The sequence below is a fragment of the Thermogemmatispora argillosa genome (assembly GCF_059696725.1).
Map to the genome: position 1 here is coordinate 1159034 of NZ_AP019377.1, position 26789 is coordinate 1185822.

Below are 26789 nucleotides of genomic sequence, written 5' to 3' on the forward strand. Positions count from 1 at the left end.
CCTCAAGCAGAGCACAGGGCCAGTCGGTCGACTCGGCAGGCGCCTTCTTTCAGCTCTGGGTCGAGCCTTCGTGAGGTGGGGTGGTTGGCGATTGGGACGCCGGTGGCGAGGGGGGCAGACGCCCCCAGCGCTCTAACCAACGCTGCACCAGGCGATTGGTACGGATGCGCTCTTCATCGATGGGACCGGGGCGCCGATCTTTACCTGAGGAGATGGTCAAACGGTGGAGCCACTCAGGTAGCTCAAGCTCTTGCAGCTTCACGGATGATCCTCGTTGGCCCTGGCCCTTGCTCCCCCACTGAGAAGCAGGAAGCGCACCACCAGGCGGCTCAGCGCTCATCGCCGGCAATGGCGTCCGCGCCGGACCGGCAGGTCCAACACTGCCAACAGCCTCGCCAGTGCTGCGCCCTGGCATGGCCCCAGAGTTGACAGAGGACGATGGCGAGAGATTCGCTCGCGCTTGCTGACCCTGCTGCTGCCCCTCCTCTCCCCCTAAAGCGCTCAGCAAAAGACGCACTAGCTGATTCTCTGGCCGCGGCTGCGCCCGCTCCAGCTCGCTCAGGCGCTCTAGCAAGGAGGCCCGCTCAGCTTCCAGCGCCTCCAGTTTCCGTCTCAGGCTCTGGTCAGTTTCCTGACAGAGCAACCACTGCTGGTACTGGCCCATTGTACTTGCTCTGCTCACAGCAGTCGCTTGAATGGCACGCGGCTCCCTTCTGCCAAAGTATACCATGCCTGGCCCCTGCGAACAAGCGGCACTTTACACGAGACCGTATACTATGTTTAGGTATTTATACCTAGCCGTAAGTAGAAATACTGGTACTGGTCCCGGCTCGCCAGGACCAGGGCATGGATAGTACTTGTTAGTAGATCTCGGTGGGGGTACCTTTTCAGATGGCATACTCACTGACTCCTCTTACTCAAGGCTCAAAAACAGAATCAGCTCTGACAGAACATCCCACAGGCCCGTTGCCTGTTCTCTTTGCGCTTCTGCTAGGAATGGCTCTGCTGGCCGTCGGCCTCATCCTTCCCCTGCGCGCGCTCTACTTTTATCAGGCCTTCCCCGGCTCGTGGGTGGAACACTGGCTCCTACTGCCAACACACCTGCTTTTCCCCCACCAGCCCCTCATTGCGCCGCGGCATCCCCTCGATGCCCAGGCCCTGCACAACGCTAACGCCCCGCTGAACTGGCGCGATCTGCTCCTGTTCTGCGGTGGCCTGGCCGCGATCTGTCTACTTTACCTGCTAGCTCTGCGCGCTTTGCCCCCCTTGATCTCCTACCGGTTTATCCTGTTATCAACGACCTTTCTCGGTTTCATCTTAGTATTATATCCTGCTCTGACATCGCAAGACGTTTTCTCGTACATTACCTACGCCCGCATAGGCGTAATTTACCATCTTAATCCTTTGACGACCCTGCCCATTGCCATTGCCCACGATCCCATCTATCAATATATCTTCTGGACCACTCAGCCCTCAGCCTATGGCCCGACCTGGATCGCCTGCACCAGCCTATTGCAGTGGCTCGCCCTCCAGCTTCACCATAACAGCGTCTGGGGGATGGTGCTCCTCTTACGCCTCTTCGGGTTGACCATGCATCTTGGCGCGACTGCCCTCCTCTGGAGCTGCAGCGGCCTGGCCCTGACGCCGCTAGCAAGCTCCTCAGCGCGCTTCCATCTCAGCCGCCTCACCGTGACGCTGGCCCTCGCCTGGAATCCGCTGCTTCTACTAGAAGCCTGTGTCAATGCGCATAATGATGCTACTATTCTGTTCCTGATCTTACTTGCCTGTTGGTCTCTCCTCCACTGGGAGCGCAGCCAACAGCTCCCCTGGCTGTTCGCCGCCACCCTCTTTCTGGCCCTGGCCGCCTGCCTCAAAATCACCTTCATCGTTATCTTCCCAGGGCTACTTCTCTTCCTTCTGGCTCGCGCTGAGCAGCGCCCTCTCTGGCAGCGGCTTCAGCTACCAGCAGCTATGCTGCTCGCTTACGTTGGCTGCATTGTGCTGCTCTATTGGCCATTTTGGCACCACGGGGCAGTCTTACGCCTTCTCAAGGTCAACCCGAGCGCCTCGATGGCCCGCAACACGCCCTATGAATTTCTCGTCCATCTCTATGCGACCATTGCTCAGATTCGTCTGATCCAGCTTGATCTTAATACCGGCTCCTACCCGGAGATTGTCGCTCACACCACTGCCAGTCTCCTCTTTGTCCTTGTCTATGGTGGTCTCTGCCTCTACACCCTGCGGCGCCCCGCTTCCATGCGCACGCTGTCTGCGCTCTTCGGCTGGATGGCCCTGGCCTGGCTTCTTTTCTGCTTCGTTGGTTCCACCTGGTTCTGGCCCTGGTACCTTGTGAGCTGGCTTGGCCTGAGCCTGCTCGCCCTGGCCAGTGACAAGAGCTGGCAGACCCTGCTCCACTCGCGAGCCTTTGCCGTTACGCTGGCGCTGACTGCCTTCTGTATGCTTTCAATCTATGCCGGTTATGTCTGGGGCATGGAGCGTACAGGGCTGCCCTTCCTGCCAGGCCTACAAATAAGCTGGCTGCGTGGACTTTGGGGCTGGTCCTTCCTGCTCCTGGCGGTTCCCCTACTGCTGACCCACCTCCGCCGCCAACGGACCAGCTCGCCGCTGGCTATCCAGTCACTCTCGTTAGCGAGCCGCGACCAGCAGAGAGAGCCTTCTCAACGCCGCCAGGGACATCTGCCTGTCCATTGAGTGCCGAAGGGAACGAGCAGGCTTGAGCAGGGCCATCCTTGATCAAGCCGCCTCCGCTCAAGCCTGCACCACAGTTAGCCAGCCTGGCCACAGGGAGCGACGAAAGTCCAGGCTCCGGCGGGGGATAGTCCGTCATCCAACCAGCTCAGAGACGGGACCGACCCCGCCGAGCGCTGCTGTCTATCGCTAGCTGCCATCTGTCAGTCAGCCGGCGAGCTTGCTTGTCTGTCGGCTAGGCCAGGCCTTCGCGCTCCAGTGCCGTATTGGAGGAGATGCGTAGAAGGATACCAATAATGATATAGTTCGCGATCACTGAGCTGCCACCATAGCTCAGGAACGGCAGAGGAATACCAGTCAGGGGCAATAGCTTAATGTTGCCTGCGGCAATAATGAGGGTCTGTAAGGCAAAGATGGAGGTCAAGCCAGCCGCCAGAAGCTGGTTAAAGGGATCACGCGCCTCCATTGCAATGCGATAGCCGCGGTAGATCAAGAGCAAATAGAGGCCGATGAGCGCCAGCAAGCCCGCCAGGCCCAGTTCTTCGCCGAAGGCGGTCAGAACCATATCCGACTCCACCACGGGCACGATCGTCGGATGGCCCAGCCCAAGGCCAGCCCCTAGAATACCACCGCTAGAGAGCGTAATCAGCCCCTGGACGATCTGGAAGCCCTGATTCTCGGCAAAAGTCGTCTGGGCCGGGGTCCAGCGCTGCCAGTTCACCACATCGAAACCAACCACCGCGAAGCGATTACGCACATAGCTAAAGAGCGAGTAGCCGATGAAGGCGAGCAGCGCGAACAGCAGCAGCCCAAAGAAGACATACGATTTCTTCTGCGAGCTGAGATAGATCATGCAGAGAAAGAGGCCGTAGATCAAGAGGGCCAGGCCCAGCTCGCGCACTACCAGGAAGAGCAGCAGCGCGATAAAGAGCATCATGAATACCGGGCCAAGCTGGCGTAAGGGCGGCAGACGGAACGGGCCGAAACGGGGGCCTTTGCCAGCCAGAATATCGCGATTTTCGCTCAGGTAGGCCGCAAAGAAAATGACAATGCAGATCTTGAGCAGCTCCGAGGGCTGAAAGGCAAAAGGACCTAGCTTGAGCTGGTCATGGGTCGGACTGTCAAGGTTCTTCACATGGAAGGTATTGACCAGCGTGACGCAGACCAGGAAGAGGCCAAGCACCGCCCAGGTGTACTTGTAGCGCTCCAGCCATTGCATGCGCCGCAGGCCAAAGAGGGTGACCATACACATAATAATGCCCAGAATCACCCAGATCAGCTGCTGCGTCCCCAAAGTAGGACGATTGATATCAGGACCGACGCGCATCGCCATCAAGACCCCCAGGCCGCTCAGCAAGCCTACCAGCGGCAGGAGCATCTGATCAGCTCGCGAGAAGAAGAAACTGAGCACGATGTTGACCGTTAGAAACAGGGCGATCAACCCTAGAATAGGAATGAGGCCCTGAATCGGCGGCAGATTGCGCGTGCTCAGCGATGAGGTCTGATCGCGATTAGCAAGCAAGAGCTGGGACATGCCCAGCAACAGAATCAGAAATGGGATAATGAACAATCCCAGTTCTTTCCAGCGGTAGCGGAACGTCATCGCAGTCTGACCTTTCACTGTCAGCAAGTCTCGGCAAGGGCCAGCCAGGCCTATCTGACCACGCTGACCACCGCGCCCTGAGCGGGGCTGCGGCGAGCCAGAGCCTCTCAATTGATCGCAATAGCTGAGCGAGCAAGCAGGGATCAGCGAGAGAAGGACAAGCCTGGCGAGCGCCTGAGCGAGCAGGCGAGCGAACTAGGGCGTGAGCTTAAAAGAGACCGGCCCGATCTGGATCAGGTCACCGGGCCGGGCAGGCAACGGCTCACGAGCAGGTTTGTTATTCAAAAAGGTGCCATTGACACTACCGGCATCCTGGACATACCAGACGCCATTACGGTACCAGAGCCGCGTATGCTCGGCAGAAATGAACGGGTAGGACAACTGAATCGTATTGGTAGGACCGCGCCCAATCGTCGTCTGCGGCAACAGGTCAAAGCGCGTGCCCGGCAGCAAATTGCTGGGACCACTATCGACGACTACCAGGTGCCCAACCACCGGCGGCGTTCGGGCATTCATCTCGCTTCCCAGCGCCGCCGTCCTGCGCAGATCGCGGGAGATCGTTAGCACGACTTGCATCAAAAAGAGGTAGAGTAGGATAAGCAGCAAGATTCTTAAGATCAATAAAAAGACATCCAAAGGCATGAGTCAGTGTCCCTACCTTCGCTCAAAGTAAAAATCGTAGCTCCCAATGGTGAAACGATCGCCGCTGCGCAGGGTATGCTGGCGTACCCCTGGCATCCCATTCACTGTAATGCCATTTGTACTACCGAGATCGAAGAGCATAAACTGTCCATTGGGCTGATATTTGATTTGAGCATGGTAGCGCGAGACGCGCTTATCCTCCACAATGATATCGTTATTAAGCTGTCTTCCGATATTGATGACTGGCTTCTCGATACGATAGATCTGCTGACCCTGGGGGAGGCGAATAGTCAGCCAGGCCTGTGGCATCGGGGGAGCAGGGCGCGCCGTTGCCAGGCCACTCATAGAGGAGCCGGCGGGCACATCGATGCCGGGCAGCAACTGCCCCGACTGCAACTGGGCGCGTAGCTGAGCGAGCTGCTCGGCGCTGAGCGCCTGTGTTTCCATGACCTCGCCATCCAGGCTGGGATCGCCAGTACGATGCTGCCGATCGACTAGCTCGGCCTCGATGTGCACCTGGCCGGGACGCAAGCTACTATCGGCATGCAGGCGCAGAACCGGATTGGAGCGCAGGGTGTAGTGTCGTTGGCGGGCCAGATTCACCAGATCCTCCTGCCACTCGCGGACTAGAATGGCCTGGCTGGGGGCAAAGCGCTGATGGTCCTTGATGCTCAGATAGACGTCGTAGACATTGGGTGCCAGCAAGCGATCTACTCCCTGAAAGACATTATCCTCCATCGCCCGCTCCAGCTTGCGGGCCACCTCGACCGGCTCCAGTCGCGAAGGGAAAAGAAAAGCAAACGGCCCCTCGATCAGCCGCTGCATAAAGGCTTCAAACCGTGAGAGTGGATTCTGGCGCGTTTTCACCCTGGCTCACGCTCCCTTTACAGAATCTGCCGAACCTGCTCCACATCGGCGGCCATCTGCGCTTTCAAGGCCTCTATACTATCAAAACGCTGCTCATCGCGTAATCGGGCGATGAACTCCACGAGAATACGCTTGCCGTAGAGATCAAGCTCGACATCCAGCAGATACGCCTCTACCAGTGGGCGCTTGCTGGGGAAATTCGGACGAATGCCGACATTCACCGCACTCTTATAGACGTGAGGAGAAGAAAACACGTCACTCATTCCCGCCTCCTCCACCGCCACCCGCGCCGCATAGATCCCATTGGCCGGCAACAGGCGATATGGCTCAGGTATAATATTGGCCGTTGGGAAACCCAACAGCCTGCCGCGATGGTCGCCGTGTACTACAACACCGCTCAAGAGCAGTGGATGCCCGAGCAGCTCGGCGGCCTCGGCGATTCGCCCCCCGCTGACAAGCGTGCGAATTTCCGTACTGCTTACGCGCACCCCTCGTATTTCCTCCAGCGGGAGCGCGCGGACCACCAGCCCGTGTTCTGCGCCATAGCGCTGCAGGAAGGCGATGTCTCCCTCGCGATTGTGTCCCAGACTGAAGTTCTCGCCCACCACCAGGCCTCTTAAGCCAAAGGTGGTGCGCAGCTCATCCAGAAACTGGCGGGCCGACATAGCGGCCACCTGCGGCGTAAAGTGCACGACAATGTAATCCTCCACCCCGCCATAGCGTCGCGCCAGCGCCAGTTTCTCTTCTAGCGAGGTCAGGCACCGCAGCGGTACCTGTGGCCGTACGACGGCCAATGTATGCGGCTCAAACGTCAGCAAGACCGGTTTACACCCCAGTGTTGCCGCTAAGGCCCGCAGCTCATGGAGCAGGCGCTGATGTCCTCTATGGATGCCATCGAAATTCCCGATGGTAATGGCAATTGGTTCCTGCGCGGTTACGGTGGTTTGATAGTCCATAATGAAAGTGGTGGCCCTTTACGTTCTGCTCAATGTCGCACCCGCAGCGGGCGTTCTAATAGTATCACAGCTCTAGTGGTCAGGCAACAATCGCGCACTTTCTTAACCAGCCTGGGGGAATTGCCTGCCAGCGCCGTCCCGCTCAGGAGCGTCCTTCGGGCCTAAAGACCCGCGTTGGCTGCCAGAGACGCTGCGCCGGCTTCCAGACCGCTAAGGCCCAGGTTCGTCCCTGCTCGTCGCAGATGCGCGCCAGGGGCAGCTGTTCCCTCTGCTGCGAACTGCTCTCTGTGTTGCCGGTAGCCAGTGCAGTTGCCGCTGACACCGGGTCCGGCCCAGGGGCCCGAAAGCTATTGCCATGCAGAACCCGCTGCAGCGTTCTGGCATCGATGATGATCGCCGGATACTGCTGGAGCGCGATATCCAGCGGCAAAAGATAGCGCTCAAGGCCGCCGTGCGCCAGCGCCTCGGCCAGTTGTTCCAGCGTGATGCTCTCCTCCAGGGTCAAGGGTCCGCTGCGTGTGCGCAGCAAGGCGCCGAGATGGGCCCCACAGCCGAGGCGCTGGCCCAGGTCATGGGCCAGCGAACGAATGTAGGTTCCTTTGCTACACTCGACCTCTAGCTGCAGTCGCGGTTTCTCCCAGGCGAGGAGCGTGAGGCGTTCGATCACGACTGGGCGCGCCGCCAGCTTGAGGCTCTCGCCAGCCCGCGCGCGACGATAGGCCGGCTCTCCCTGGAGCTTGACCGCCGAATAGGGCGGGGGGACCTGGAGCTGCGGCCCTAGGAAGCTCCTGAGCACCTGCTCGATTTGCTCGCGAGTGAGATCGGGGACCGGCAGCGTGCTGACTATCTGGCCCTCGCGATCATAGGTGTCGGTCTCTACACCCAGCACGATTTCAGCGCGGTAAGCCTTTCCGCTCTCGCTCAGATAGTCGGCGACGCGCGTTGCGAGACCGAGACAGATCGGCAGTACTCCACTGGCCAGCGGGTCCAGTGTGCCCGCATGGCCCACACGTTGCTGATGGAGCAGACGACGCACGCGCGCTACGACATCATGCGAGGTGAGACCTACGGGTTTGTTGATGTTGAGGATGCCATCCATTGCTCCTCTCCCCGCCGTAGCTCTTCTTCCAGCCTGGCCACAACAAAGGGGATCGCCTGCTCCAGGGGCAGATCCAGCGTGGCCCCCGCCGCTCGCGCATGACCACCGCCACGCCCCAGACGCTGGCAGATCTCCGCCGCGTTATAGGGCGCCGCACAGCGCAAACTCAGGCGCGTTGTGCCCGGCGTGCCATAGTTCTTGAAAAAGGCCGCGATCTTTACCCCTTCAATATCGCGGAGCAGACCGGCTAGATTATCGTCCATCTCCGGCAAGGCGCCAGTCTCGGCTAGCGTGGCATCGCTGGCCCACGACCAGATGAGCTGCCCATTGCAGGCTGTCTGCGCTTGCAGCATGACCCTGGCCCGCAGGCGCTCTTGAGCCAGCGGGTGCGTGCGGAAAACGGCTTGGGCGATCGGTTCAGGTGAGGCGCCGACCTCCACTAATAGGGCCGCCGCCGCCAGCGTTCTGGCCGTTGTGCTCGGAAATTGAAACGAGCCAGTATCGGTCATCAAGCCCGTCAGAAGACAGAGGGCCGCCTCTGGCGACAGCGGCAGTTGAGCCTGCTGCTGGAAAAGCACCAGCAGCTCCGCGGTGGCTGCCGCCGTCGGGTCAATGATTCTTACCTGGCCACACCCGGCGCTGCTGATATGGTGATCAATGTTGAGTAACGGCACCCGCTCCAGAAAGGAGCGATGACGCTCGTACAGGCTGCCAAAGCGCGGCAGCTCACCAGCGTCGAGCGCTACCACGAGATCGAAATCTTCACCCCCCAGGTCTTGCTGAAAGCGCTCCTGGGCAGGAAGGAAGGTATAGGCACGCGGCAGCGGATCGGCACAACAGGGCACCGCCACCTTGCCCCAAGTCCAGAGCATGTGCGCCAGACCCAGGGCCGAACCAAGGCAGTCCCCGTCAGGATGCTCATGGGCTAATAGAGCCACGCGCCGCGCCGAACGGAGCAAAGCCAGCGCCTGTTCGACCTGGTCCGCCGGTAGCTGAGCCGCCAGAGCAGTCGCAGATGCGCTCATTCTGCCTCCGCTGCATCAGTATTCTCATCCTGCTCTTCATCGGTTTCCGACTGAGCAGGGGCGCCTGTCTGAGATGTTTCTTGCTGCTGCTTCTGGGCATGTTCTTGCTCGATCTGCTTGATAAGCTCCATGACTTCGGCCCCTTTCTCCAGGGAGAGATCGAGCTTGAAGACCAGCTCAGGCACGTGGCGCAGAACCAAACGGCCTGCCAGCTCATGACGGAGGAAGCCAGTGGCGCGCTTGAGCGCAGCCATTGTATTGTTACGCTCCTCGTCGCTGCCCAGCACGCTGACATAGACCTTGGCGTGGGCCAGATCGCCACTGACTTCCACCCGCGTGATGCTGACAAAGCCGATCCGCGGATCTTTCATGCGCGTGCGCAGCAAATCGCTGAGTTCTTCGGCAATCAGCTCACCCAGCTTTTCCTGGCGATATAGGTTTGGCATGATCTATCCCCTTCCTGGGCCTCAATCTTTTTCTTGCCTGAAGGCTTCAATGATATCGCCAACCTGCACGCCATTGAAGCCTTCAATGATCATACCACACTCATAGCCGGCAGCCACTTCACGCACATCATCTTTGCCGCGTCGCAGCGAGGCTACACGGCTCTCATGCACCTTACTTCCATTACGCAACACGCGCACCTGAGAAGTGCGGGTGACCTTACCATCGGTAACCCGACAGCCGGCGATCACGGTATTCTTGCCACTGCGGAAGAGCTGCAGCACCTCGGCGTGGCCTTCGATCACCTCGTGATAGGTCGGCTCCAGCAGTCCCTTGAGAGCCGCTTCGATATCCTCGATCAGCTGATAGATCACGTCATAATAGCGGATCTCAACGCCTTCCTTCTGGGCCTGGCGCAAGGCCGCATTATCGGCTTTGACATTGAAGCCGATAATGATAGCGCCGGAGGCGGCAGCCAGATGGACATCGGTTTCTGTGACGTTGCCGACGCCCTCGTGGATCAGGCGCAGCTTGATCTTTTCCTCGCCCAGTTTGAGCAAGGCATTCTTAATTGCCTCGACAGTGCCCTGGACATCGCACTTGAGAACGATATTCAGCTCTTTGGCTTTGCCCTCCTGCATCTGCATGTAGAGGGTATCGAGGCTGACATGTCCTGGCAGGCTACTTTCGGCGCGGCGCTGCTCGGCGATTTCCGCTGCGCGCTGCTTGGCAGTGCGCTCATCAGGCACGACTTCGAGACGATCGCCAGGCTGAGGCACCTCGGGCAAGCCGAGAATACTGACCGGCGTACTGGGCGGCGCCTTCTGGATGCGCTTGCCGCGGTCGTTGAACATGGCGCGCACCTTACCCGCCAGCGGCCCTACGACGATGTGGTCGCCCATTTTGAGGGTGCCTTCCTGAACCAGAATGGTGGCCATCGGCCCGGTGCTCTTCTCTAGCTTGGCTTCGATGACCACGCCAATCGCCGGGCGGTTCGGATTGGCACGCAGGTCCTGCATCTCGGCGACGAGCAGGATCATTTCGAGTAGATCATCAATGCCAGCCCCCGTGCGTGCCGAGATGGGAACACAAACCGTGTCGCCGCCGTAGTCCTCGACGATCACGCCAATCTCAGCCAGTTGCTGCTTGACCAGCTCAGGATTGGCGGTCGGCTTATCGATTTTGTTAATTGCGATGATGATCGGTACGTTGGCCGCGCGTGCGTGATCGATGGCTTCGCGCGTCTGCGGCATGACGCCATCATCGGCGGCCACGACGATCACCGCGATGTGCGTGACCTGGGCGCCGCGCGCGCGCATGGCAGTGAAAGCCTCGTGGCCAGGGGTATCGAGAAAGGTGATCTTCTTCCCCTTTACCTCAACCTGGTAGGCGCCAATATGCTGAGTGATCCCACCGGCCTCCTCGGCGGCCACGCGTGTCTTGCGAATGGTGTCCAGCAAGGTGGTCTTGCCGTGGTCGACATGGCCCATAATAGTGACCACCGGCGGGATCGGCACGGTATTCTTGTCCTCACGCGCCGCTTCCAGCACCGCACTGGTCGGTAGCGCTCCCCGCTGCAGGCTGGTGCTCGTCGGCGAGATGACCTGCGGGGTCGGCTCAAAGCCCAGGTCACGCGCTACCAGCGCGGCTTGCTCGTAATCAACGACTTGATTAATGCTGGCAAAGATGTGATGCTTGATCAGATGACGAATCGTCTCGGTCGGTGTTGTGTGCAGCAGCTCGGCCAGGTCCCGCACGACAATCTGCGGCGGAATGGCGACCGGCCCCGTCGGCGGCTTCTCCTTGACAGGGCTGGCATGCCGCTCATGGCTGCGCTGCGACGCAGAGGCAGGCCGTCCCCCAGCGGGGCGAGGACGAGCGGCGGGCCTGGGGGCCGGCGCGGAGGCCTGGGAGCTTACACTGCCTCCTGTATGGCCACTGGGCGCCGCTCCAGCGTGCCCACCACTACGCGTGGCGGTCCCACTCGGAGAGGCTCCCCCTGCAAAGGTCGTTCCGCCCGCCGGTGATTTGGCCGGCGCTCCCCCTGGGGATGGCGCGGGCCGCTGGGGCTGAGGTCCCCCGGCGGGCCGCTGATTGCGCTGGCCGTTGCTCCAGCCTGGACGCTGGGTCTGGGCAGGCGCCGCGCTTGCTCCGCTTTGCTGCTGCGGCTGGCCAGCGCTGCCACTATGCTGGTGTTGTTGCTGGTGCTGGTGCTGCGGCTGGCTGCGTGCCGGAGGCGCACCCGCCGGCGGCGCACTGCGGCGCTGAGCACCTTGAGCGCCTGGCTTGGTTGAACGTTCCTGACCGCCCTGTGTGGCGTTCTCAGTCTTTGGGCGAGTGCCGGTACGGCTGCGCGTCGTCGCTGCCTTCGCCTGCTCGTTGGTGTTCGTGGTTGATTCGGATGTATTTCTCATGAAGAAGACTCCCTTCTATCGCGAATGATGCGCCACAATTGGCGGTGGAGACCTCTCTTCACAGCCACAACAAAGGACTGTCACCATCCCTTCCAAAGGCAGGAGCCGTTGATGTGAAGGGAGGAGACAGCCCTCGCTAATGCAGGCCAGGCATGTTTGTCTCAGTCTGCGCACTCTGGCGTAGTCGCTGCTATGATTATCCTAACATAGCCCTTGCTCCGCAAACATTGGCGCACCACGTCTGCCCTGTAGACGAGGGGCTGTGTCTCTGTAAAGAAGAGTCAAGATTGCGTGACACATACAACAATGACAACAAGAAAAGCGCTCACTCGCTCCCTGCTTCCCCATTCCGAACAAGGTAACAAAGGATTCAGGGAGCCGCGAACTTTTCTCCAGTATAGCCTACTCGCTGGACCCTTGCAACCCGCTACGGTTGAGGCTGTAGCCAATTTTCTCCCCGGCGCGCCTGCCCTGCCTGATGACGGCGCAGAGAGGGCAGGACCAAGAGGTGCGAGGGAGACCCCCCAGGAGAAGCCCGGGGAGCAACAGGCGTCACCTCGGTGGAAGCGAGCGGCCCGCTTCTCTGTTCCTAGGTTGTCACTGGCCTGGCGAGGCCACTCGGAGGCTGCTCCTCCCGCGGCAATGTGGCCAGGTATTCCTCCAGCGCCGCGCGGTCTTCGGCAGAGAGCTGGCGCTCAAACTCGTGCTCGATCAGGCAGCGCTCTCCCGCCTTTTTGACCTTGAGCGCCTTTTGCCAACAGGAATAGCGGGCACAGAGATAGGCTCCACGCCCAGATTTCTTACTGGTCGGGTCGAGCAGAATCCGCCCCTCGGGCGTGCGCACAATGCGCAATAGCTCGCGTTTCGGCTTGGTCTCGCGGCAGGCAATACAGGTACGTAGCGGAACGTGTTTCTGGCGCCCTCCCTTAGCGGCTTTGGCCATAGCAACATGCCGCCAGGACCCCTGGCAGCCTCCAGGGGAGGAAGGCGGCTCCCTCCTTTCAGTTCTGATGGGATTGATCTTCTGCTCGCCGGCGAAGCACCGGCGCCCTCCTCTTCAGTGAGGATAAAAGCCCCGCAGGGAGATCCTAGCTGGTAGTAACCACTCGCTACCCTTCATGGGGATAGATACGGCCTGGTCGCTTACGAGGCTGTCTCCTGGCAGGCAGAGCAAGGAGCGGGTCAGCCAGGGCAATCAGCCAGACCCAGGATCACCGAATAGACAGCCTTCTCGCCGCTCCCTACTCTCCGCGCTGCCATACGCTCTCTACCCCCTCCCGGGTCAACCAGCAGCAGCCACTGGCACGGCTCTCGGAGCCTGCTGTGATGGCGATGGCCTCACCGCTTCCCTTCCCAGCCCAGATGCTCTATGCCTGCCTATGCCACCGGCTGTATGACACCAGTCTGCGCTTGCCTGGAAGCGGAGGAGAGAAGGCCAAGAGATGAAAGGTCACCTCGTGCGCCGCCGGTTCGCCGGGTTGAGCCGCTCCAGCCAGACCAGGGAAGAAAGACGGATGGACCGGCGTACTACCCCGACCAGCAGGCTTGCGAACGGGTCCCGAGGGACAAACTGATAGACAGGCAAGCAGGCAGACAGGCGCAGGCACTGCAGGCGAGCAAGCGAGCTGCTAGCGATATTTGCCACCCCGTGAAGAAGCGGAGCGCCTGCCACTGTCGTGACGCCCACGCTCGCGGCGGGCGCTGGCCGACGAGAAGGCTTCTTCCGCTGGCTCCTCATAGACCTCGCCCTCAGCAGGCTTGACTACATCGACGCGCCAGCCGGTGAGCTTGGCCGCCAGACGGGCATTCTGCCCATCCTTGCCGATGGCTAGCGATAGCTGCTTCTCAGCTACCACCACCTGGGCGGTACGTTCGGCCTCGCGCAGCTCGACCCGCAGAGGCTTAACGGGGCTGAGAGCATTGGCGACGAATGTCGCCGGGTCGGGGCTCCACAGGATGATATCAATCTTCTCATCGTTCAGCTCGCGCACAATATTATTGATGCGCGACCCCCGAATCCCGACGCAGGAGCCGATAGGGTCCAGGCCCTCTTGATGGGCAACCACCGCTACTTTGGTCCGGCTGCCCGGCTCGCGGGCAATGGCCTTAATCTCGACGGTGCCTTCATAGATCTCAGGCACCTCAGCCTCAAAGAGCCGTCGCACCAGATCGCGATGGGAACGCGAGGCCACGATCTGTAAGAGCCGCCCCTGAACGCGACGCACATCAACAATATAGACGCGCAATCGCTGGCCGACTCGATAGTGCTCGCTGGGCACTTCCTCGCTGAAAGGCATCAACCCCTCGACCTTATCAACGCGGTCGAGATCAAAATCAAGCAGCCAGCCCCGCGCCGGATCGCGGCGTGTGATCGTCCCTAACCGAATCTCACCGACCCACTCCTTCAGCTGCTCGTAAAGATGCTCGTGCTCGGCTTCGCGAATGCGCTGCAGGATCACCTGTTTGGCCGTCTGGGTCGGGATACGCTCGAAGATATGCGATGAGTCCACCTCAATCGTCTGTCCCAGGGCGGCCTTTGGCATGAGGCGCTGAGCCTCCGCCAGCGAGATTTCCTCGTTGGGATCTTTGACCTGGGCAACCACTCGCTTGGTGGTCCAGACGTGGACCTCGCCGTTCTTGTCCACCTCAATGCGCACGTTGTCCCCGCCCCCGAAGCTCTTGCGGTAGGCTGATAAGAGGGCATTGGCCACGGTCTCCATCACCACCTCGCGGGGCAATCCTTTTTCGGCAATCAACTGCGCAATAGCAGCCTGAAATTCGCTCCTCATGATGCCTTCTCCCTCCCGCTCGCTGGTCGCCCAGTAGACACTTACTGCAAGTTGTTCGAGTGCAAAGAAAAAGTCCCTGGCAAGCAGAAAAGTGGGGAGTTCCCACTTTTCTCTAGGTTCCTCTATGTTCTGTCAATTACCCCACGGCAGAAACTGGGGGGCTGGCCCGCAGCTTTCTCAGCCCGGACCCCGGGGCTGACTGACAACAGCCCACTGTCCCACAGGACAGTATAACAAGCAAGATAGAGCATGTCGCTGGGTTGACCCGTTCCCCTCACCGAGGTGAGGCGAAGCCGTTGCTGACCCTGCGATCAGTGCCTTTGGCCTCACAGGTATGACGAGAACATGCGAGGGGCCAAGACGTCAACCCCATACAGACGGCAAGCAGTGAGAAGCACTCCCTGCTCCCTGCCTGAAGTCTGCCAGCGCCTATCTTTTAGTATTATATCATGTCATCTTTTTCAACGCAAGGCAAGGAGAAGAGCTTGCGATTCGTTCCCCCGCCCCTTGATTTTTGTCGCAAGACAGACTATACTCTAAATGACTATTTAGTGTATATTTGACACTTTCTATGGTCTGGCGAGAGGCCGGCAGGCCAAGGCGAGGGGCGATCGGCTTTGCTCCCCACGATCTGGGTCGGGCCTGCCTCGCGCTCGCTGCGCTCTCCTTCGCGGGCAGGCAGGCGGACGGAATGAGCCGCTCACCTATGCCGGTGGTGTGGCGCTCTGCCCTTCTTGCTTGCTCTCCGGGTTTTGCCCTGTGACTTTGCTCTGCGATAATGGTCTGTCTGGATGAGGGAGTGTACTGATGAGTGAACGATCTCTGGCCCCAGCTAGTTTTGATCCGCAGGACGCCTTTAGGGGTCCTTACGCCGCCCGCATCGCCGAGTTTAGTGAGGCCGGGCGCCTGGCAGGCCTTGCTCCCGCTAGTACGGACCGCGAGCGTATTGCGCTGGTGCTGGTCGACTATCAGCATGATTTTGTCGATCCCGGCGGCACGCTCTCTGTCCCAGGCGCTCAGGAGGACGTCGCTCGCCTGCTGACCTGGTTTTATGCCCACGCCGACCGAATTACTACGATTTACGCCTCGCTCGATACTCATTTGCCGTTCCAGATCTTCTATTCAACCTGGTGGCAGAACCCTCAGACGGGCGAGCATCCTGCCCCATTTACAACGATCAGCGTCGAGGATGTTCAGGAAGGCCGCTGGACCCCCCTGCGTGAACCAGAATGGTCGCGCCAGTATGTGCAGGCGCTGCGTCAGCAGGCCCGCAAGGAGCTGATGATTTGGCCGTATCATACGATGCAGGGGACCCTGGGTCATATGTTGGTGGCCCCGCTCAGCGAGGCTCTGGCCTGGCACAGTGCCGCTCGTCAGACGCAGCCCCACTATATTGTGAAGGGCCTGACTCCACGTACGGAGTTCTATGGCATCTTCGGCGCTGAAGTGCCCGATCCCTCCGATCCCGCTAGCCAGCTCAATACTTCCCTGCTAGAAACAATCATGCAGCACGATCGCGTTTTTCTCGCTGGCGAGGCTAAGTCTCACTGCGTCCTGGAGAGCGGTCGCCAGCTTGTGCAATACTTCAGCGAACGGCCCGATGTGCTGCAACGCCTCTACGTGCTGCGCGATTGCACGAGCTCTGTCCGGCATCCCTCCATCGATTTCGATGCCCTGGCTGAGGAGGAGCTGTCTCGCTGGGAAGGCCTGGGCGTCCACCTGGTACGCAGCACCGACGGGCTGCCGGCTTGAGCACATAAAGGCGAGCAGCCAGGCGAGTAAGCAGGCGAGCGCCAGTCAGCTCTTCTCGCCTGCTCGGAGATTGGTCGGTTAATTGACTGGCTGGCTTGTTTGCCAGGTTGCCTCTGGCGTCAGGCTTCTCTCTCCGCTCTGCTCGCTCGCTCGCTTGCTCCGTCGCTCCTCGGCATGGCTAGGCATGACCAGGCGTGGCTAGGCCAGTAGGCCAGTAGGCTGGCAGGCCGGTGAGTGGACCAGGGGCCGCTAGTCGCGTCCGCTTCCGCGTTCTTGTGAGCCAGGCTCTTTTTTCTCTTTCTCCCGATGCATTCGTAGGATCTTGATCATGTACTGTTCGGAGTTCAAATAGTAGGGATTGCGCCGGATGAATTTGCCTACGACGGAGATAGGATGAAGCTTGAGCATCTCCACTACGAGGCTGGGCAGCAATTTCCCATAATCGTAATGCATCAGGGCGATAATGGGCCGGTTTTGAAAGGTAAAAACGGCGTCACATAGGGCCTCGTATTTCAAGAGCTGCTCGGGCGTGGCCAGCTCCCCGGCTAACCAGGTCATGTCAATGGAGATCCTTACCGCTTTCCAGCCATCGCGCAGCGCCTGGGTAATAAAGGTTTGGTGCGTGGATAATAAAAAATAAGGATCAAACCGCTTCCCATTGGAGAGAAACGGCTCGCGCTCTGAGGAGAGGATGAGCTGCCCTTTGGCAATTAAGGCGTCTACGTCAAGTTGCAGCTTCACTAGTTCTTCACGCAACTCCTGCACCTGCGCAGGCGCCGCCGCAAACAGGCACTTCTCCGATGCGACGATCCCCGCACGCAACAGCCGGGCCGTGACTCCGGCGATCTCTGTCACTTTGCTGTAGAGCTGACAGATGTGCGAGCTGTATGGAATTCGCTCTGACTTGCCATCAACACTCAGGTCCATGCCTATCTCCACACAATGCCGATTCTTAACCAGCTTGCCATCATTAAGCATATCACACCGGAGCGGGATTAGCACATATAGAAGCGTCCACTATTCAGCCAAGAGTAGGAAAGCTCTCCCCAACCCTTCCTGTCCTTTTCTTCTCTGCTTGCTTGCTACTCCCGCCCGAGGCCCTTGGCCTTTCTCCTGAAATATTGTACGCGCCTCTGCGACCAGTTGCAGCAGCGGAGCGCCCTTTGCCCTGCTCCCTCGGCCAGTTTCTTGCTCGTGGACCCTCTTCCCTTCTCTCCTCTCGGGCCTCTGGCTGCTTTTCCTCCAGGGATGGGGCCGGCATGGCCGGCTGCTCTGCTCCCCGCATTGCCTTTATACTTTATACTAACTAGTGGGTGGGCGCTTGCCCTCTTCGTCCGGCCTGGCCGGCGAGGCTCGGGACGGCGCTGCCTGCTGCTTGCTCCTGTTTCGCTTTTATTTCTGCCAGACCTGGTGAAAGGAAGATTGTTGCGATGCAAGGTACGATTCGCAAGTACCGCGTCGATAGCGGTAAGGTGATTACTGTGATCCGGCGCATTCAGGAGGACTTGATTCCTTTGGTTCGTCGCTTACCTGGTTTCATGGGTTTCTATGTCTTGAATCGTGAAGATCAGTTAGTGACGATCAATCTCTCCGCTGACCCGCGCCAACTTCGGGAGGCCGATGAGGTGGCAACTAATTGGATGGGAACGCTGGGAAGCTCGGTGATCCTCGTTTCGCAAGAGGTGATTAGCGGCCCGGTGGTGGTCGAGGCCGCTGCTGACTGATTGACGAGGGCCAGGCAGGAGCCTCGTAGAGGGTAGGAGGCTCCGCTAGCGGCTGAAACGGGCAGCCCATCGCTCCGCTCGGCTAGCGCCGGGTCAGGTCATCCCTCGCTTCGTTTCTGTGGCTGCCCTCTTTGTTTGTTTTTGTGGTTTGAGCGGTTTTTCTTGCGCGGCTTATCATCAGGCTTCTGCCTTTCTTGCTGGTTGGCGCAGAACAGTGTCGGCTGTTGCTTGTGGGCTGCCTCTTTCGTTTGGGATTGTAAGGTACGCTGTCGTTCGTGCTCTTGCTCCCAAGGGAGGCGGCCATGTATGCGAGGCCTCCGCTCTGCTCACAGCCGCTGAACTGCCGTTTGCTGGTTTGTCTCTGGCCAGCCTGCCGGCTCCTCTTAGTCCGAGCCAGGGCGAGGCTAGCAATGCCAGCAGATCAGGCGGTCTGCTTTCAGTCTGAGGCGTCTTCTGCTTCCGCTCCTCTGCCGTCAGGCGGCTTGCCAGGGCAGGCCGCTGCTTCGGCTCCTCTGCCTTCGACTCGCAGCGGCTCGCCACCTGCTCCTGTGACCAGCCAGAGACGCCAGAGGCCGCCTCTGGGGCGCTGGGCATCTCAGGGGCTGCTGACGCTGTTGACGCTGCTCGGCCTCTTGCTTTCGCTGACGCCTTGGGGTCGGGCCAGTCTGCGCACAGGGCTGCTCTTGCCCGCTCTGTTGAGTGTTTCTCAGGGGCCGGCCATGAGGCTGTTCGGCGAGCCGGTTCGCTTTAGCCGCACAACGCTGGCGTCGGCTGCCGCCGGCACTGTATACCTGGATCTGTACGCCCCTGATGACTCCGCTCCTTTGATCCCGGGACGCCGCCAGGCCCTGGTGGTGATCGCTGGCCTGGGCGATAATCGCGCTGATGTCCAGTTGGTGAATTTCGCGCGCTCGCTGGCGAGCGATGGGATGGTGGTGGCCATCGTCGGGACGCCGGCGCTGTTCGATTTTGTGCTGCGCCGCGAGGATAGTACGGCGGTGGTGCAGGTTTTTGAGCTGTTGGCCCGTCGCCGCGATGTTGATCCGGCAGGCATTGGCCTGGTTGGCTTCAGCGCCGGTAACGCTCTGGCTTGCTTCGCGGCTGCTGATCCGCGTATCCGCCATCAGGTGGCCTTTGTACTCTCTTTCGGGGGCTTTTTTGAGGCCAAGACGCTCTTACAGGCCATTGCTACGCATCAGCTGCAGGTCGACGGCCATTCCCAAACCTGGATTCCTTACTATGTGCCGCTGCAGGCACTGGCTCATACGCTGGGCACTATTCTCCCCGCCCGCGAGGCGGCTCTGTTGCGCTCTGCCTTCGCCCAGAACGCCAGGCCGTTGACAAGCGCAGAGCTGAAGCAGCTTTCTCCCAGTACGCGCGCCGCTTACCATCTCCTTGCTGGTGACCAGCCGCAGCAGGTGGCCACGAATCTGGCCGCGCTTTCTCCTCAGATGCGGGCGTTGCTGGCGCAGCTTTCCCCCGCAAGTGTGATCTCTGAGATTCAGGCGCCGATCTTCTTGCTGCACGATCGCAGCGATGCTTATGTTCCATTTACCGAAACTCGGGAGTTCGCAGCCGCTCTGCAGCGGTTGCACCATCCCTACGATATGGCTGAGTTCGGAATTTTTCAGCATGTCGAGGTCCGCAGCGGTCTGAGTCCGCTGCAGCTCGTGGGTGATAGCAGCCGTCTGGCTCTGATCATTTGGAAGATTACGCTTGTCGGTTCTTGATGGGATGCCTGCACGCAAGGGGAGGCTCGCCATGACCCTTTCGTTGGCCCTGACTTTAACTGGCCTCTGGCTGCTACTGGGACTGCTCTGCGGTTTGCTCAGTGGTGCGGCTTACGCCCGTCTTTATGGAGCCGGCTGGCGAACCTGGCTCTGGCTGCTGGCGCTGGCCCTGGCGGGGGCACTCCTTCCCGCCTGGCCAGCGGTCTGGCTGCTGGGGAAGATGGCGGCCAGCGCCTTGGCGCTCGGCTGCGCCGCCCTGGTGACGCTGGTGCTCCCTCCCTGGGTTCTCTCTCGGTGTGGGCCTGCACTTCATTCTCAGCCGGAGTTCGGCGGAGAGCTGGCAGAGAGCCAGTCGCTGAAGGTGGAGGGAGCGGGCGACGAGGAGGCCTGACCGGCGCTCCTCTCCTGCCAGGTCGCCCGCTCGACTCATTGCCTCTTTCTTTTGCTCTCCTTGGCAAACGGTAACTGGTGAGTCCAGTCCAGGATCTTTCTTCGACTGTGGCCCCAGCAAGAGCCGGCTCAGCCATAGCTGCTGACAGCCAGGCTCCTGCCTCTATGCGCTATAATAAGCAGCGATGTCGAAAAGATGGCGCTGGGGGTGAGGCCCCGCAGCGAAAGACAAGGAGATGCAAGGCGCGTGACTGCCGATCTCAGGGATGTGCGTTCTTTCCAGGCTGTATTGTTCGACTGGGATGGGACGATCGCCGATTCGACTCGCGGTATGATGGCGGCGATGCAGTTCGCCTATAAGCAACATACGGGCCGGGTCTTTCCTCGCACGCTGGAGGAGTTTCGACAGATTTCCCCGCTGCGCCTGGCCGAGAGCACAGCGCTCTACGCTGGCCCACAGGCCGCGGAGGTGGCGGCCTCCTACCTCTGGTACTACACCCACGAGGGCTATCGCTTGACCTGCCTCTATCCAGGGGTACGCGCCCTATTGGAGGAGCTACAGCGCCGGGGCTATCCGTTAGCCGTGGTGACCAACACCGGCCCAGAGCGCCTTTCAACGGACTTGCACCATCTGGAGCTGAGCACGCTGCTGACGGTCACGGTGACCTCTCAGGATACCGCGGAGCGTAAGCCTCATCCAGCACCGCTCTGGAAAGCGCGTGAGAAGCTGATTGCCGCTGGGCTGATCGCAGCGGAGACTCCTACGTCGGCCCTGGCCTATGTGGGCGACCATCCTGGGGACATGGCCGCCGCTCATGCCGCCGGGATGGTCGCCATTGCGGCCCTCTGGGGCGGCATCTTCCCGCCAGAAAGGGTGCTGGCCGAGCAGCCCGAGTACTGGGCTGAGCAGCCAGCGGAGCTGTTGGCGCTCTTCCCATGAGCGGTCTGTCCGGGCATCGGTCGCTTGTTTCTCCGCCTGGCTTTCTCTGGAGCTAGCCAGTAGAAGCTACCGCCGCGTGTGCGCTCCAGGAAACAGGTTTCACAGCCTGCGCCGAAGGGCCATGCCCGCTTTGATCGGGCAACCCTGGCCCAGCATGGTAGTGATCTGCTTGCTCACTGCGGCGCCGTCCTGGCCCCAAGCAGGCGGCCAGATAGCGCAGAACAAGCGGCTTATCGCTCGGCCTGGACGGCGGCCTCTGGAGAGATCAGGTGCATGCCGAGGCCTGCGCGCTGGTGGCCGCCAGGCGCTGGCTCAGGACTGCTCGCCCTTATAGGTGAGGATTCGGCCCCACACGCTCTTCGTGCCCCAGATGCCCGAACGCAGGCATTCTAGCTGAACAATCTGGCTATGATCGACGAAGAGATTGACCTCTGGGCCGTAGTTCTTGATGTACCAGGTGAAGACCTCGGGATCGGCAGCCTCGAACATCACCTTCTCAAGGCCCAACTCGGCGATAATCCTGGCCACCGCATCGGTACGCCAGGTCTTCACGTTCTCAGTGATCCCCTCGGACTCGATCATAATCATGTAGGCCCCGGCCTCCAGAAAGCGCTTGGCCTGGGCAATGGCCCAGCCCACATCACGCGTTCCCTCGGCTTCCAGCTCCTCAACGCTGGTCGCCCCGCCAGCGCCGAACTGAATGCCCACTTCCGGCTTGGCCTTCAGACCTTCCTTCTGCACCTTCTCGACTAGGCGCAGCCAGTCGTCGATCGGGATCGTGATGAAGCCGCTGGAGATCTCGATGATGTCGAAGCCCAGATCGCGGCATTCTTTAATATAGCGATCAACTGCCTGAGCCCCCTGAGTGAGGACATACTCAATGAAACCGCCGGTCGAGACCAGCACATTGTAACGATGAGCGGTCTCGTTCAGCTCACGCACCGCTTTAGGCGGCATTAGCGTGAAGGAGCCACCGGCGTACTTGAGCGAGTCGACATACTCGCCCATCGTCTCCAGCACGTCCTCCAGGTAGCGCTTGCCCATCGCCGTGTAGTACGGTCCCCGAATCTCAGTGATACCGCGCGTGCGCGGCTTGCTCTGCCGCTCATTCATACGCAGGAAGGTAAAGCCACGCTCTGCCATTGTATTCCCTCCTTACCTCTTGCACTCCAGGCATTCCATCAGCGCTTGCCCTTGCGGCAAGCCATTCACTTCAACGCAACAGGATCGATCGCCAGCAGAGGAGCGACAGGCCAGGTGCTCGACCGCCTGTCGCTCCGTTGTTTGAGCCTCAGAGGGCCGGCCCTCCAGCAGCAGGCAGGCGGACCTGAGCCAGCAAGGCCGTGAGCTGGCGCACCGGCACCTCATCCAGATGCTGCACGGTCTCCGCAATGGAGCGCCGCAGCTCGCTATCGGTATAGGGCGCCGCCAGGCTCTCAAACTTCTCTAGGGCCTGCTCCCAACTCAGGGGACGGCTATAGAAACCCGGATAGTCGGCGATCTCCAGCTCATAGCGCCGCCCATCGGTCAGTAGGACCCTGATGCGACAGGGCATCTCAGCAGGGAAGCGCGCGCTAAGATCAGCAGCAGGCCGTACCTCGATCTTGCGCAGCAGCGTCTGCACGTCGCTGGCCACGATGCGCTCCGGTCGATACTGCTCCGGGGTGACTTTGCCATCGAGCAGGGCTACAGCCACCATATAGTGGAGGCTGTGATCGGCCTCCTCCTTGGTGCGCACAATACGCTTGTCGCCCTCCTCGCCACCGCCGATGATATGGTAGGCCACATCAAAGGTGTCGATCTCAATGCGCTCAATCTGATCGGCTCGCAACTGATGCTGTTCGCGCAGGTGCAGAATACCCTCCAGAGTTGGCTGAGAATGGAACTCCGCATTGTACTTCTTAATGCTTGTGCGGCGGACAATCTCCAGATTCTCGCGCGACCAGTCGATCGTAAAGTGGCCAGCAATGCTCTCCATGAAGCCCTTATTCCCCTCAAAGACCTCAGCCGGGCCGGTCATGCCGCGCATGGCCAGAAAGGTGGCATGGGTGCCAGCATGGGCTACAGCGGGATAAGCCATTCCTTTCCAGTGGGAGATGCTGCCTGTCCGGGTAACGCGCAGAGCGTTGTAGGCCGTGCCAGTGATGGCAATGGCGTTGGCCGTACGCTGCGCATCCAGGCCTAATGCGCGCGACACGCCTGCCGCGACAGCATAGGTACCCTCGACCGTGTGGTCAAAGCCCTTGGCCCGAACCGGAGCCACCTCTGACAGCCGGCATTGCACCTGATAGGCCACCGCCAGCGCCGTCAAGAAATCTTTGCCGCTGCGATCAGCATACTCGCTGGCAGCCAGGACAGCCCCCAGATTGTCGCTAGGATGACAGCTTTCTCCTTTCGCAATGAAGGTATCGTTGAAGTCGAGATAGCGCACCAGGGCGGAATTATAGAACGCAGCACGGTCCGGCGCCGTGCGGCCTCCGCCAATCAAGGTCGACAGCGGATTGCCTCCGAAGTCCTTGATCTGCTCGCGCAAAATAGCCAGCGGCTGCCCTTCCAGGGCCCCAATGGCGCACCCCAACGAGTCGAGCACACGAATCTTTAACTCACGGCGCGCTTCCGCCGAGAGATCCTCATAGCTGCTGCGGACGACAAAGTTCGCAAGCTCTTCAACGAGCGTCATGGTTGGTGACCTCCTTCCCATTTGCCAGCACTCCCGAAAGGAGCGGCTGGTTTCACTTGCGCCTCCACTTACGGCGTGAGCGACTCAGCGCCGACACCGTCGTGGCGCTGGTGGCGCTGTTCTTGCCGCTGCAGGCTGCCAGTGTCCGCCACACTGGCAGTATGGCCCATGTCGTAGGAGGCACGGCGCGCGGCTTCGCAGACCAGCGGGATGGCGCGGACCCGCTGCTCAGAACCCAGACGCGCGGCAGGCGCGACGAGGGTGAGCGCCGCCGCCACCTGACCTCTTCTATCGAAGATGGGGGCAGCGAGACCCGCTACTCCTGCGATGCGCTCCCCTTCGCTGTAGGCCCATCCCTGGCGCCGTACCTGCTCCAGCTCGGCCAGAAAGGCCCCCTCATCCCAGCCTTTTTCTCTCCTCACCTGCTCGCTGTCAAAGCGCTCGCGACTGGCCCGCGCCAGAGCGCGGCGCTCTTCTTCGGGAAGCCAGGCCAGCAGGACTTTGCCGGCGGCGCCCCGATGCAGCGGCAGCGGGGCCCCGATGTCGGCAAAGGGGCGCAGGTTGTGGGGGCTGCGCACTACCTCGATCACGACCCGCGTCTCTTGCTGCCGAATGTGCAGCTCGGCATTCTCTTCCGTTTGGCCATTGAGCCAGGTGAGATGAGGCAGGGCCTGCCTGCGTACGTCAATGCTTTCGGCGACGAGCAGTCCGAGACGCAGGAGGGTTAGCCCTAAACGGAAGCGCGAGCCCTCTTTCATCAGCAGCCCATGCTCAGCCAGGGCCTGAGCTAGCCGATAGACTGTCGGGAGCGGGAGCCCGGTCCGTTCGGCGATCTCTTGGGGTAAAAGGGCGCTCTCCCCACGCGGGAAGGCCCCCAGAATGGCCATCGCCTTGTCCAAGACTCCGACCCGCGTTGCGCGCGCCTCCTCCGACGGCATTGCTTCAGCGCCTCCTTTCCACATAGTGGAATACTATCCACATAATGGACGCCCCAGTATATCACCTGAAGAGATCTCCTGTCAAATGGGCCACGGCTAGGACAACTCGACGGAAACGGCGGCCCTTTGCTATAATGAGGACCGGAGAGACAGACCTGAGCGGTGATATCGACTGCAAGCAGCAGAAGGAACGCATCGATGAGTATTCTCGAAAGCATTCAGCATGGTCTGGAAAAGGCGGCTCAGCAGGCTGCCCGTCTGGCTCGCATCCAGCATCTGCAGCTTGTTCTGAATGATTTGAGCTATAAGGCGAGCGTCGAGCACCGGACGCTGTCGAACAAAGTCATGGAGCTGTATTTCAACGGGCAACTGGCTCAGAGCGAGCTGCTGCCGTTGTGTCAAAATCTGGCCACGCTCGAGCAACACATCAAGGAAATCCAGCAAGAACTAGATCGCCTGCATGGTGAGGGGCAGGAAGAGGAGGCCAGTGCCTCACCGAGCGCAGCGCCTTCTCCGCCCGTGGTATCTGGTCCCGTGCCCGGCAGTCCGGCAGTTGCCAGCAATGTGGCACCTCCTCCCGCGGCTTACCCATCCAATCCCGTCCCAGGGCCAACAGCAGGAGCAGTCTATCCCAACAGCGGAGCGATTGTCTATCCTCCGGCCTTTGGCGCGCCACTGGGGCCTGTTCCCAATGCCAATGCCGGTTATGCCGTCTCGGCCTATGGCTCGCCAGCGGCAGCCATGTCCGCCGCGCCTGTCTCCGATGGGACCACGCTTGTCACACCGCCGTCAGCCCCCGAGAGCGCACCGCCGCCGGTTCCTGCTTCAGATCCCGTGACAGCGACGGCCCCTGTCAGCGCCGGCCATGCCGCTCCCTCCAACTCTGCAGCCGGCGGCGTGCCAGCCCCAGCCACAGCTGTCCCGCCGTGGGGAGCCTTACCTGAAAGTGCTCTGGGCTCTGCCTCGCCGGTTCAGCCCTGGCAGACCACCAATACAGGGCAAGAGGAGGGCATGAGAGGCGGCCCGGCGCCAGAAGAGCCTGACCAGCCTCAGCAGGCGTAGCTTGAGTGAGCAGCTCTCGTCTAGGAGTATGGGCCTTTTGCTGGCGCCGGTCAGGAGCCAGAGCCGCGCTTGTCGCTTATGCTGATCCTCTCTTGCACTTGTGGCCAGCTCAGGCTACACTGACTGAGAGAGGCTATTGTCCTCCTCATATCAGCAAGCGAGACTGTGAGCCGCCCTTAAGCAGAGAAGGGAAAGAAGCATGTTCAGCAGAGCGATCCCTAGCTTACCAGGACAAGAGGAGCTGATCGTCGAGGCCTGTGATGTGCGCAAGGACTACGGCGAAGGGGCGCTCAAAGTGCAGGCGTTGCGCGGGGTCAGCCTTCAAATCCGTCGCGGCGAGGTAGTCGCTATTATGGGGCCAAGCGGCTGCGGCAAGACCACGCTGCTTAATTGCCTCAGCGGTCTGGATCGGGCCACCTCTGGCACTATCCGCATTGCAGGCCAGGATATTCGGGAGCTGACCGATAATGAGCTAACAACCTTCCGCGCCCGTGCAATGGGTTTTATCTTCCAAAATTATAATTTGTTGCCCGTGCTGACAGCGCTGGAGAATATTGAGTTGCCGCTGCTGGTGAGCGGTGTACCCCCTCGCGAAGCCCGCCAGCGGGCCTTCGTCAGCCTTGAGCAGGTTGGTCTGAGTCGCTGGGCCCATCACCGCCCGGCGGAAATGAGCGGTGGACAGTGCCAGCGGGTGGCTATTGCGCGCGCCCTGGCCACTCGTCCGGCCATCGTCTGGGCCGATGAGCCAACGGGCGCCCTGGATAGTGAGGCCAGTCAGGAAATCCTCGACCTGATGCTGTCGCTGAACCGCGAGCAGGGATTGACTTTCGTTTGGGTTTCGCACGCCCTGGAGGTTGCGCGCCGCGCGCAGCGGCTCATCACCATGCGCGATGGACGCATTGAGGACGATCGTTCTCTCGTCGCGGCCCAGGCCGACGAAGCCTAGCGTTGCGCCCAACCCGATAGTGACAGCATTTACATCTCTCGCGCCTGTACCCTATAATAGAGATATCTTTCAACGTACA

23 protein-coding genes are annotated in these 26789 nt (G+C 60.5%); 8 read left to right on the forward strand and 15 right to left on the reverse strand.

What is annotated here, in order from left to right; translation table 11 throughout:
• Nucleotides 1–49 precede the first annotated feature (49 nt).
• Complete coding sequence (locus AC6H1L_RS04545; RefSeq protein ID WP_497600353.1) at nucleotides 50–682, reverse strand: hypothetical protein; 633 nt, start codon at nucleotides 680–682, stop codon at nucleotides 50–52.
• A gap of 284 nt (nucleotides 683–966) precedes the next feature.
• Here AC6H1L_RS04545 and AC6H1L_RS04550 point away from each other — a divergent pair, with 284 nt between their 5' ends.
• The gene (locus AC6H1L_RS04550) at nucleotides 967–2712 is read left to right on the forward strand and encodes a hypothetical protein (RefSeq protein WP_497600354.1); all 1746 of its coding nucleotides are present in this window, start codon (nucleotides 967–969) and stop codon (nucleotides 2710–2712) included.
• A 232-nt stretch (nucleotides 2713–2944) separates the two neighbouring features.
• Here the strand turns inward: AC6H1L_RS04550 and AC6H1L_RS04555 are convergent, their stop codons facing one another.
• The 10 genes from AC6H1L_RS04555 to nusA all read right to left on the reverse strand — a co-directional run bounded on the left by AC6H1L_RS04555 (nucleotide 2945) and on the right by nusA (nucleotide 14548).
• Nucleotides 2945–4312, reverse strand: a complete 1368-nt coding sequence (locus tag AC6H1L_RS04555; protein WP_497600355.1) for an FtsW/RodA/SpoVE family cell cycle protein — start codon at nucleotides 4310–4312, stop codon at nucleotides 2945–2947.
• A 195-nt stretch (nucleotides 4313–4507) separates the two neighbouring features.
• The gene (locus tag AC6H1L_RS04560) at nucleotides 4508–4954 is read right to left on the reverse strand and encodes an FHA domain-containing protein (protein WP_322480662.1); all 447 of its coding nucleotides are present in this window, start codon (nucleotides 4952–4954) and stop codon (nucleotides 4508–4510) included.
• Nucleotides 4955–4966: 12 nt separating this feature from the next.
• On the reverse strand, nucleotides 4967–5821 hold the full coding sequence (locus AC6H1L_RS04565; protein WP_497600356.1) for a DUF3662 and FHA domain-containing protein: 855 nt from the start codon (nucleotides 5819–5821) through the stop codon (nucleotides 4967–4969).
• Nucleotides 5822–5838: 17 nt separating this feature from the next.
• Nucleotides 5839–6777 carry a bifunctional riboflavin kinase/FAD synthetase gene (locus AC6H1L_RS04570; protein WP_497600357.1) on the reverse strand — a complete coding sequence of 313 codons (939 nt, stop codon included), beginning with the start codon at nucleotides 6775–6777 and terminating at the stop codon, nucleotides 5839–5841.
• Between the two features lie 142 nt (nucleotides 6778–6919).
• Nucleotides 6920–7876: a tRNA pseudouridine(55) synthase TruB gene (gene truB / locus AC6H1L_RS04575; RefSeq protein WP_497600358.1), complete on the reverse strand. Its 957-nt coding sequence runs from the start codon at nucleotides 7874–7876 to the stop codon at nucleotides 6920–6922.
• Nucleotides 7843–8901 carry a DHH family phosphoesterase gene (locus AC6H1L_RS04580; RefSeq protein ID WP_497600359.1) on the reverse strand — a complete coding sequence of 353 codons (1059 nt, stop codon included), beginning with the start codon at nucleotides 8899–8901 and terminating at the stop codon, nucleotides 7843–7845. Before AC6H1L_RS04580 ends, truB begins: the two co-directional genes overlap by 34 nt.
• On the reverse strand, nucleotides 8898–9347 hold the full coding sequence (rbfA, locus tag AC6H1L_RS04585) for a 30S ribosome-binding factor RbfA (RefSeq protein WP_497600360.1): 450 nt from the start codon (nucleotides 9345–9347) through the stop codon (nucleotides 8898–8900). The genes AC6H1L_RS04580 and rbfA overlap by 4 nt, the downstream gene beginning before the upstream one ends.
• A 21-nt stretch (nucleotides 9348–9368) precedes the next feature.
• Nucleotides 9369–11759 (reverse strand): translation initiation factor IF-2, encoded by a 2391-nt coding sequence (gene infB, locus AC6H1L_RS04590; RefSeq protein ID WP_497600361.1) that lies wholly within the window; start codon nucleotides 11757–11759, stop codon nucleotides 9369–9371.
• Nucleotides 11760–12348: 589 nt separating this feature from the next.
• Nucleotides 12349–12702 carry an RNase P modulator RnpM gene (rnpM, locus tag AC6H1L_RS04595; protein WP_497600362.1) on the reverse strand — a complete coding sequence of 118 codons (354 nt, stop codon included), beginning with the start codon at nucleotides 12700–12702 and terminating at the stop codon, nucleotides 12349–12351.
• Between the two features lie 685 nt (nucleotides 12703–13387).
• A complete protein-coding gene (gene nusA, locus AC6H1L_RS04600) occupies nucleotides 13388–14548 on the reverse strand; it encodes a transcription termination factor NusA (protein WP_497600363.1) in 1161 nt (386 codons plus the stop codon).
• A gap of 807 nt (nucleotides 14549–15355) precedes the next feature.
• Here nusA and AC6H1L_RS04605 point away from each other — a divergent pair.
• On the forward strand, nucleotides 15356–16300 hold the full coding sequence (locus AC6H1L_RS04605; protein ID WP_497600364.1) for a cysteine hydrolase family protein: 945 nt from the start codon (nucleotides 15356–15358) through the stop codon (nucleotides 16298–16300).
• Nucleotides 16301–16549: 249 nt separating this feature from the next.
• On the opposite strand, the gene AC6H1L_RS04610 is transcribed toward AC6H1L_RS04605, so the two are convergent.
• Nucleotides 16550–17227: an MEDS domain-containing protein gene (locus tag AC6H1L_RS04610; RefSeq protein WP_497600365.1), complete on the reverse strand. Its 678-nt coding sequence runs from the start codon at nucleotides 17225–17227 to the stop codon at nucleotides 16550–16552.
• A gap of 503 nt (nucleotides 17228–17730) precedes the next feature.
• Here AC6H1L_RS04610 and AC6H1L_RS04615 point away from each other — a divergent pair.
• From AC6H1L_RS04615 to AC6H1L_RS04630, 4 genes are all read left to right on the forward strand, one after another.
• Entirely contained in the window at nucleotides 17731–18024 is a 294-nt protein-coding gene (locus AC6H1L_RS04615; protein ID WP_497600366.1) for a hypothetical protein, read from the forward strand.
• 548 nt (nucleotides 18025–18572) lie between these two features.
• Nucleotides 18573–19754: an alpha/beta hydrolase family protein gene (locus AC6H1L_RS04620; protein ID WP_497600367.1), complete on the forward strand. Its 1182-nt coding sequence runs from the start codon at nucleotides 18573–18575 to the stop codon at nucleotides 19752–19754.
• 31 nt (nucleotides 19755–19785) lie between these two features.
• Nucleotides 19786–20145, forward strand: coding sequence for a hypothetical protein (locus tag AC6H1L_RS04625; RefSeq protein ID WP_497600368.1), 360 nt, complete (start codon nucleotides 19786–19788; stop codon nucleotides 20143–20145).
• 246 nt (nucleotides 20146–20391) lie between these two features.
• Entirely contained in the window at nucleotides 20392–21084 is a 693-nt protein-coding gene (locus AC6H1L_RS04630) for an HAD family hydrolase (protein ID WP_497600369.1), read from the forward strand.
• A gap of 312 nt (nucleotides 21085–21396) precedes the next feature.
• Here AC6H1L_RS04630 and AC6H1L_RS04635 read toward each other — a convergent pair whose 3' ends face one another.
• The 3 genes from AC6H1L_RS04635 to AC6H1L_RS04645 all read right to left on the reverse strand — a co-directional run bounded on the left by AC6H1L_RS04635 (nucleotide 21397) and on the right by AC6H1L_RS04645 (nucleotide 24702).
• Complete coding sequence (locus AC6H1L_RS04635; RefSeq protein ID WP_497600370.1) at nucleotides 21397–22227, reverse strand: phosphosulfolactate synthase; 831 nt, start codon at nucleotides 22225–22227, stop codon at nucleotides 21397–21399.
• Nucleotides 22228–22375: 148 nt separating this feature from the next.
• A complete protein-coding gene (locus AC6H1L_RS04640; RefSeq protein ID WP_497600371.1) occupies nucleotides 22376–23764 on the reverse strand; it encodes an MmgE/PrpD family protein in 1389 nt (462 codons plus the stop codon).
• Between the two features lie 68 nt (nucleotides 23765–23832).
• Nucleotides 23833–24702: an IclR family transcriptional regulator gene (locus tag AC6H1L_RS04645; protein ID WP_497600372.1), complete on the reverse strand. Its 870-nt coding sequence runs from the start codon at nucleotides 24700–24702 to the stop codon at nucleotides 23833–23835.
• A gap of 198 nt (nucleotides 24703–24900) precedes the next feature.
• On the opposite strand from AC6H1L_RS04645, the gene AC6H1L_RS04650 reads away from it, so the two are divergent.
• The gene (locus tag AC6H1L_RS04650; RefSeq protein ID WP_497600373.1) at nucleotides 24901–25764 is read left to right on the forward strand and encodes a hypothetical protein; all 864 of its coding nucleotides are present in this window, start codon (nucleotides 24901–24903) and stop codon (nucleotides 25762–25764) included.
• 199 nt (nucleotides 25765–25963) lie between these two features.
• Nucleotides 25964–26710, forward strand: coding sequence for an ABC transporter ATP-binding protein (locus AC6H1L_RS04655; RefSeq protein ID WP_497600374.1), 747 nt, complete (start codon nucleotides 25964–25966; stop codon nucleotides 26708–26710).
• Nucleotides 26711–26789 lie beyond the last annotated feature (79 nt).

Coding starts and splice junctions, on each gene's coding strand:
- AC6H1L_RS04640 (WP_497600371.1), bottom strand. CDS start 23,764: ATGACGCTCGTTGAAGAGCTTGCGAACTTTGTCGTCCGCAGCAGCTAT.
- AC6H1L_RS04645 (WP_497600372.1), bottom strand. CDS start 24,702: ATGCCGTCGGAGGAGGCGCGCGCAACGCGGGTCGGAGTCTTGGACAAG.
- AC6H1L_RS04650 (WP_497600373.1), top strand. CDS start 24,901: ATGAGTATTCTCGAAAGCATTCAGCATGGTCTGGAAAAGGCGGCTCAG.
- AC6H1L_RS04580 (WP_497600359.1), bottom strand. CDS start 8,901: ATGAGCGCATCTGCGACTGCTCTGGCGGCTCAGCTACCGGCGGACCAG.
- AC6H1L_RS04560 (WP_322480662.1), bottom strand. CDS start 4,954: ATGCCTTTGGATGTCTTTTTATTGATCTTAAGAATCTTGCTGCTTATC.
- rnpM (WP_497600362.1), bottom strand. CDS start 12,702: ATGGCCAAAGCCGCTAAGGGAGGGCGCCAGAAACACGTTCCGCTACGT.
- AC6H1L_RS04615 (WP_497600366.1), top strand. CDS start 17,731: ATGCAAGGTACGATTCGCAAGTACCGCGTCGATAGCGGTAAGGTGATT.
- AC6H1L_RS04605 (WP_497600364.1), top strand. CDS start 15,356: ATGAGTGAACGATCTCTGGCCCCAGCTAGTTTTGATCCGCAGGACGCC.
- truB (WP_497600358.1), bottom strand. CDS start 7,876: ATGGATGGCATCCTCAACATCAACAAACCCGTAGGTCTCACCTCGCAT.
- rbfA (WP_497600360.1), bottom strand. CDS start 9,347: ATGCCAAACCTATATCGCCAGGAAAAGCTGGGTGAGCTGATTGCCGAA.
- infB (WP_497600361.1), bottom strand. CDS start 11,759: ATGAGAAATACATCCGAATCAACCACGAACACCAACGAGCAGGCGAAG.
- AC6H1L_RS04625 (WP_497600368.1), top strand. CDS start 19,786: ATGACCCTTTCGTTGGCCCTGACTTTAACTGGCCTCTGGCTGCTACTG.
- nusA (WP_497600363.1), bottom strand. CDS start 14,548: ATGAGGAGCGAATTTCAGGCTGCTATTGCGCAGTTGATTGCCGAAAAA.
- AC6H1L_RS04635 (WP_497600370.1), bottom strand. CDS start 22,227: ATGGCAGAGCGTGGCTTTACCTTCCTGCGTATGAATGAGCGGCAGAGC.
- AC6H1L_RS04655 (WP_497600374.1), top strand. CDS start 25,964: ATGTTCAGCAGAGCGATCCCTAGCTTACCAGGACAAGAGGAGCTGATC.
- AC6H1L_RS04555 (WP_497600355.1), bottom strand. CDS start 4,312: ATGACGTTCCGCTACCGCTGGAAAGAACTGGGATTGTTCATTATCCCA.
- AC6H1L_RS04570 (WP_497600357.1), bottom strand. CDS start 6,777: ATGGACTATCAAACCACCGTAACCGCGCAGGAACCAATTGCCATTACC.
- AC6H1L_RS04610 (WP_497600365.1), bottom strand. CDS start 17,227: ATGGACCTGAGTGTTGATGGCAAGTCAGAGCGAATTCCATACAGCTCG.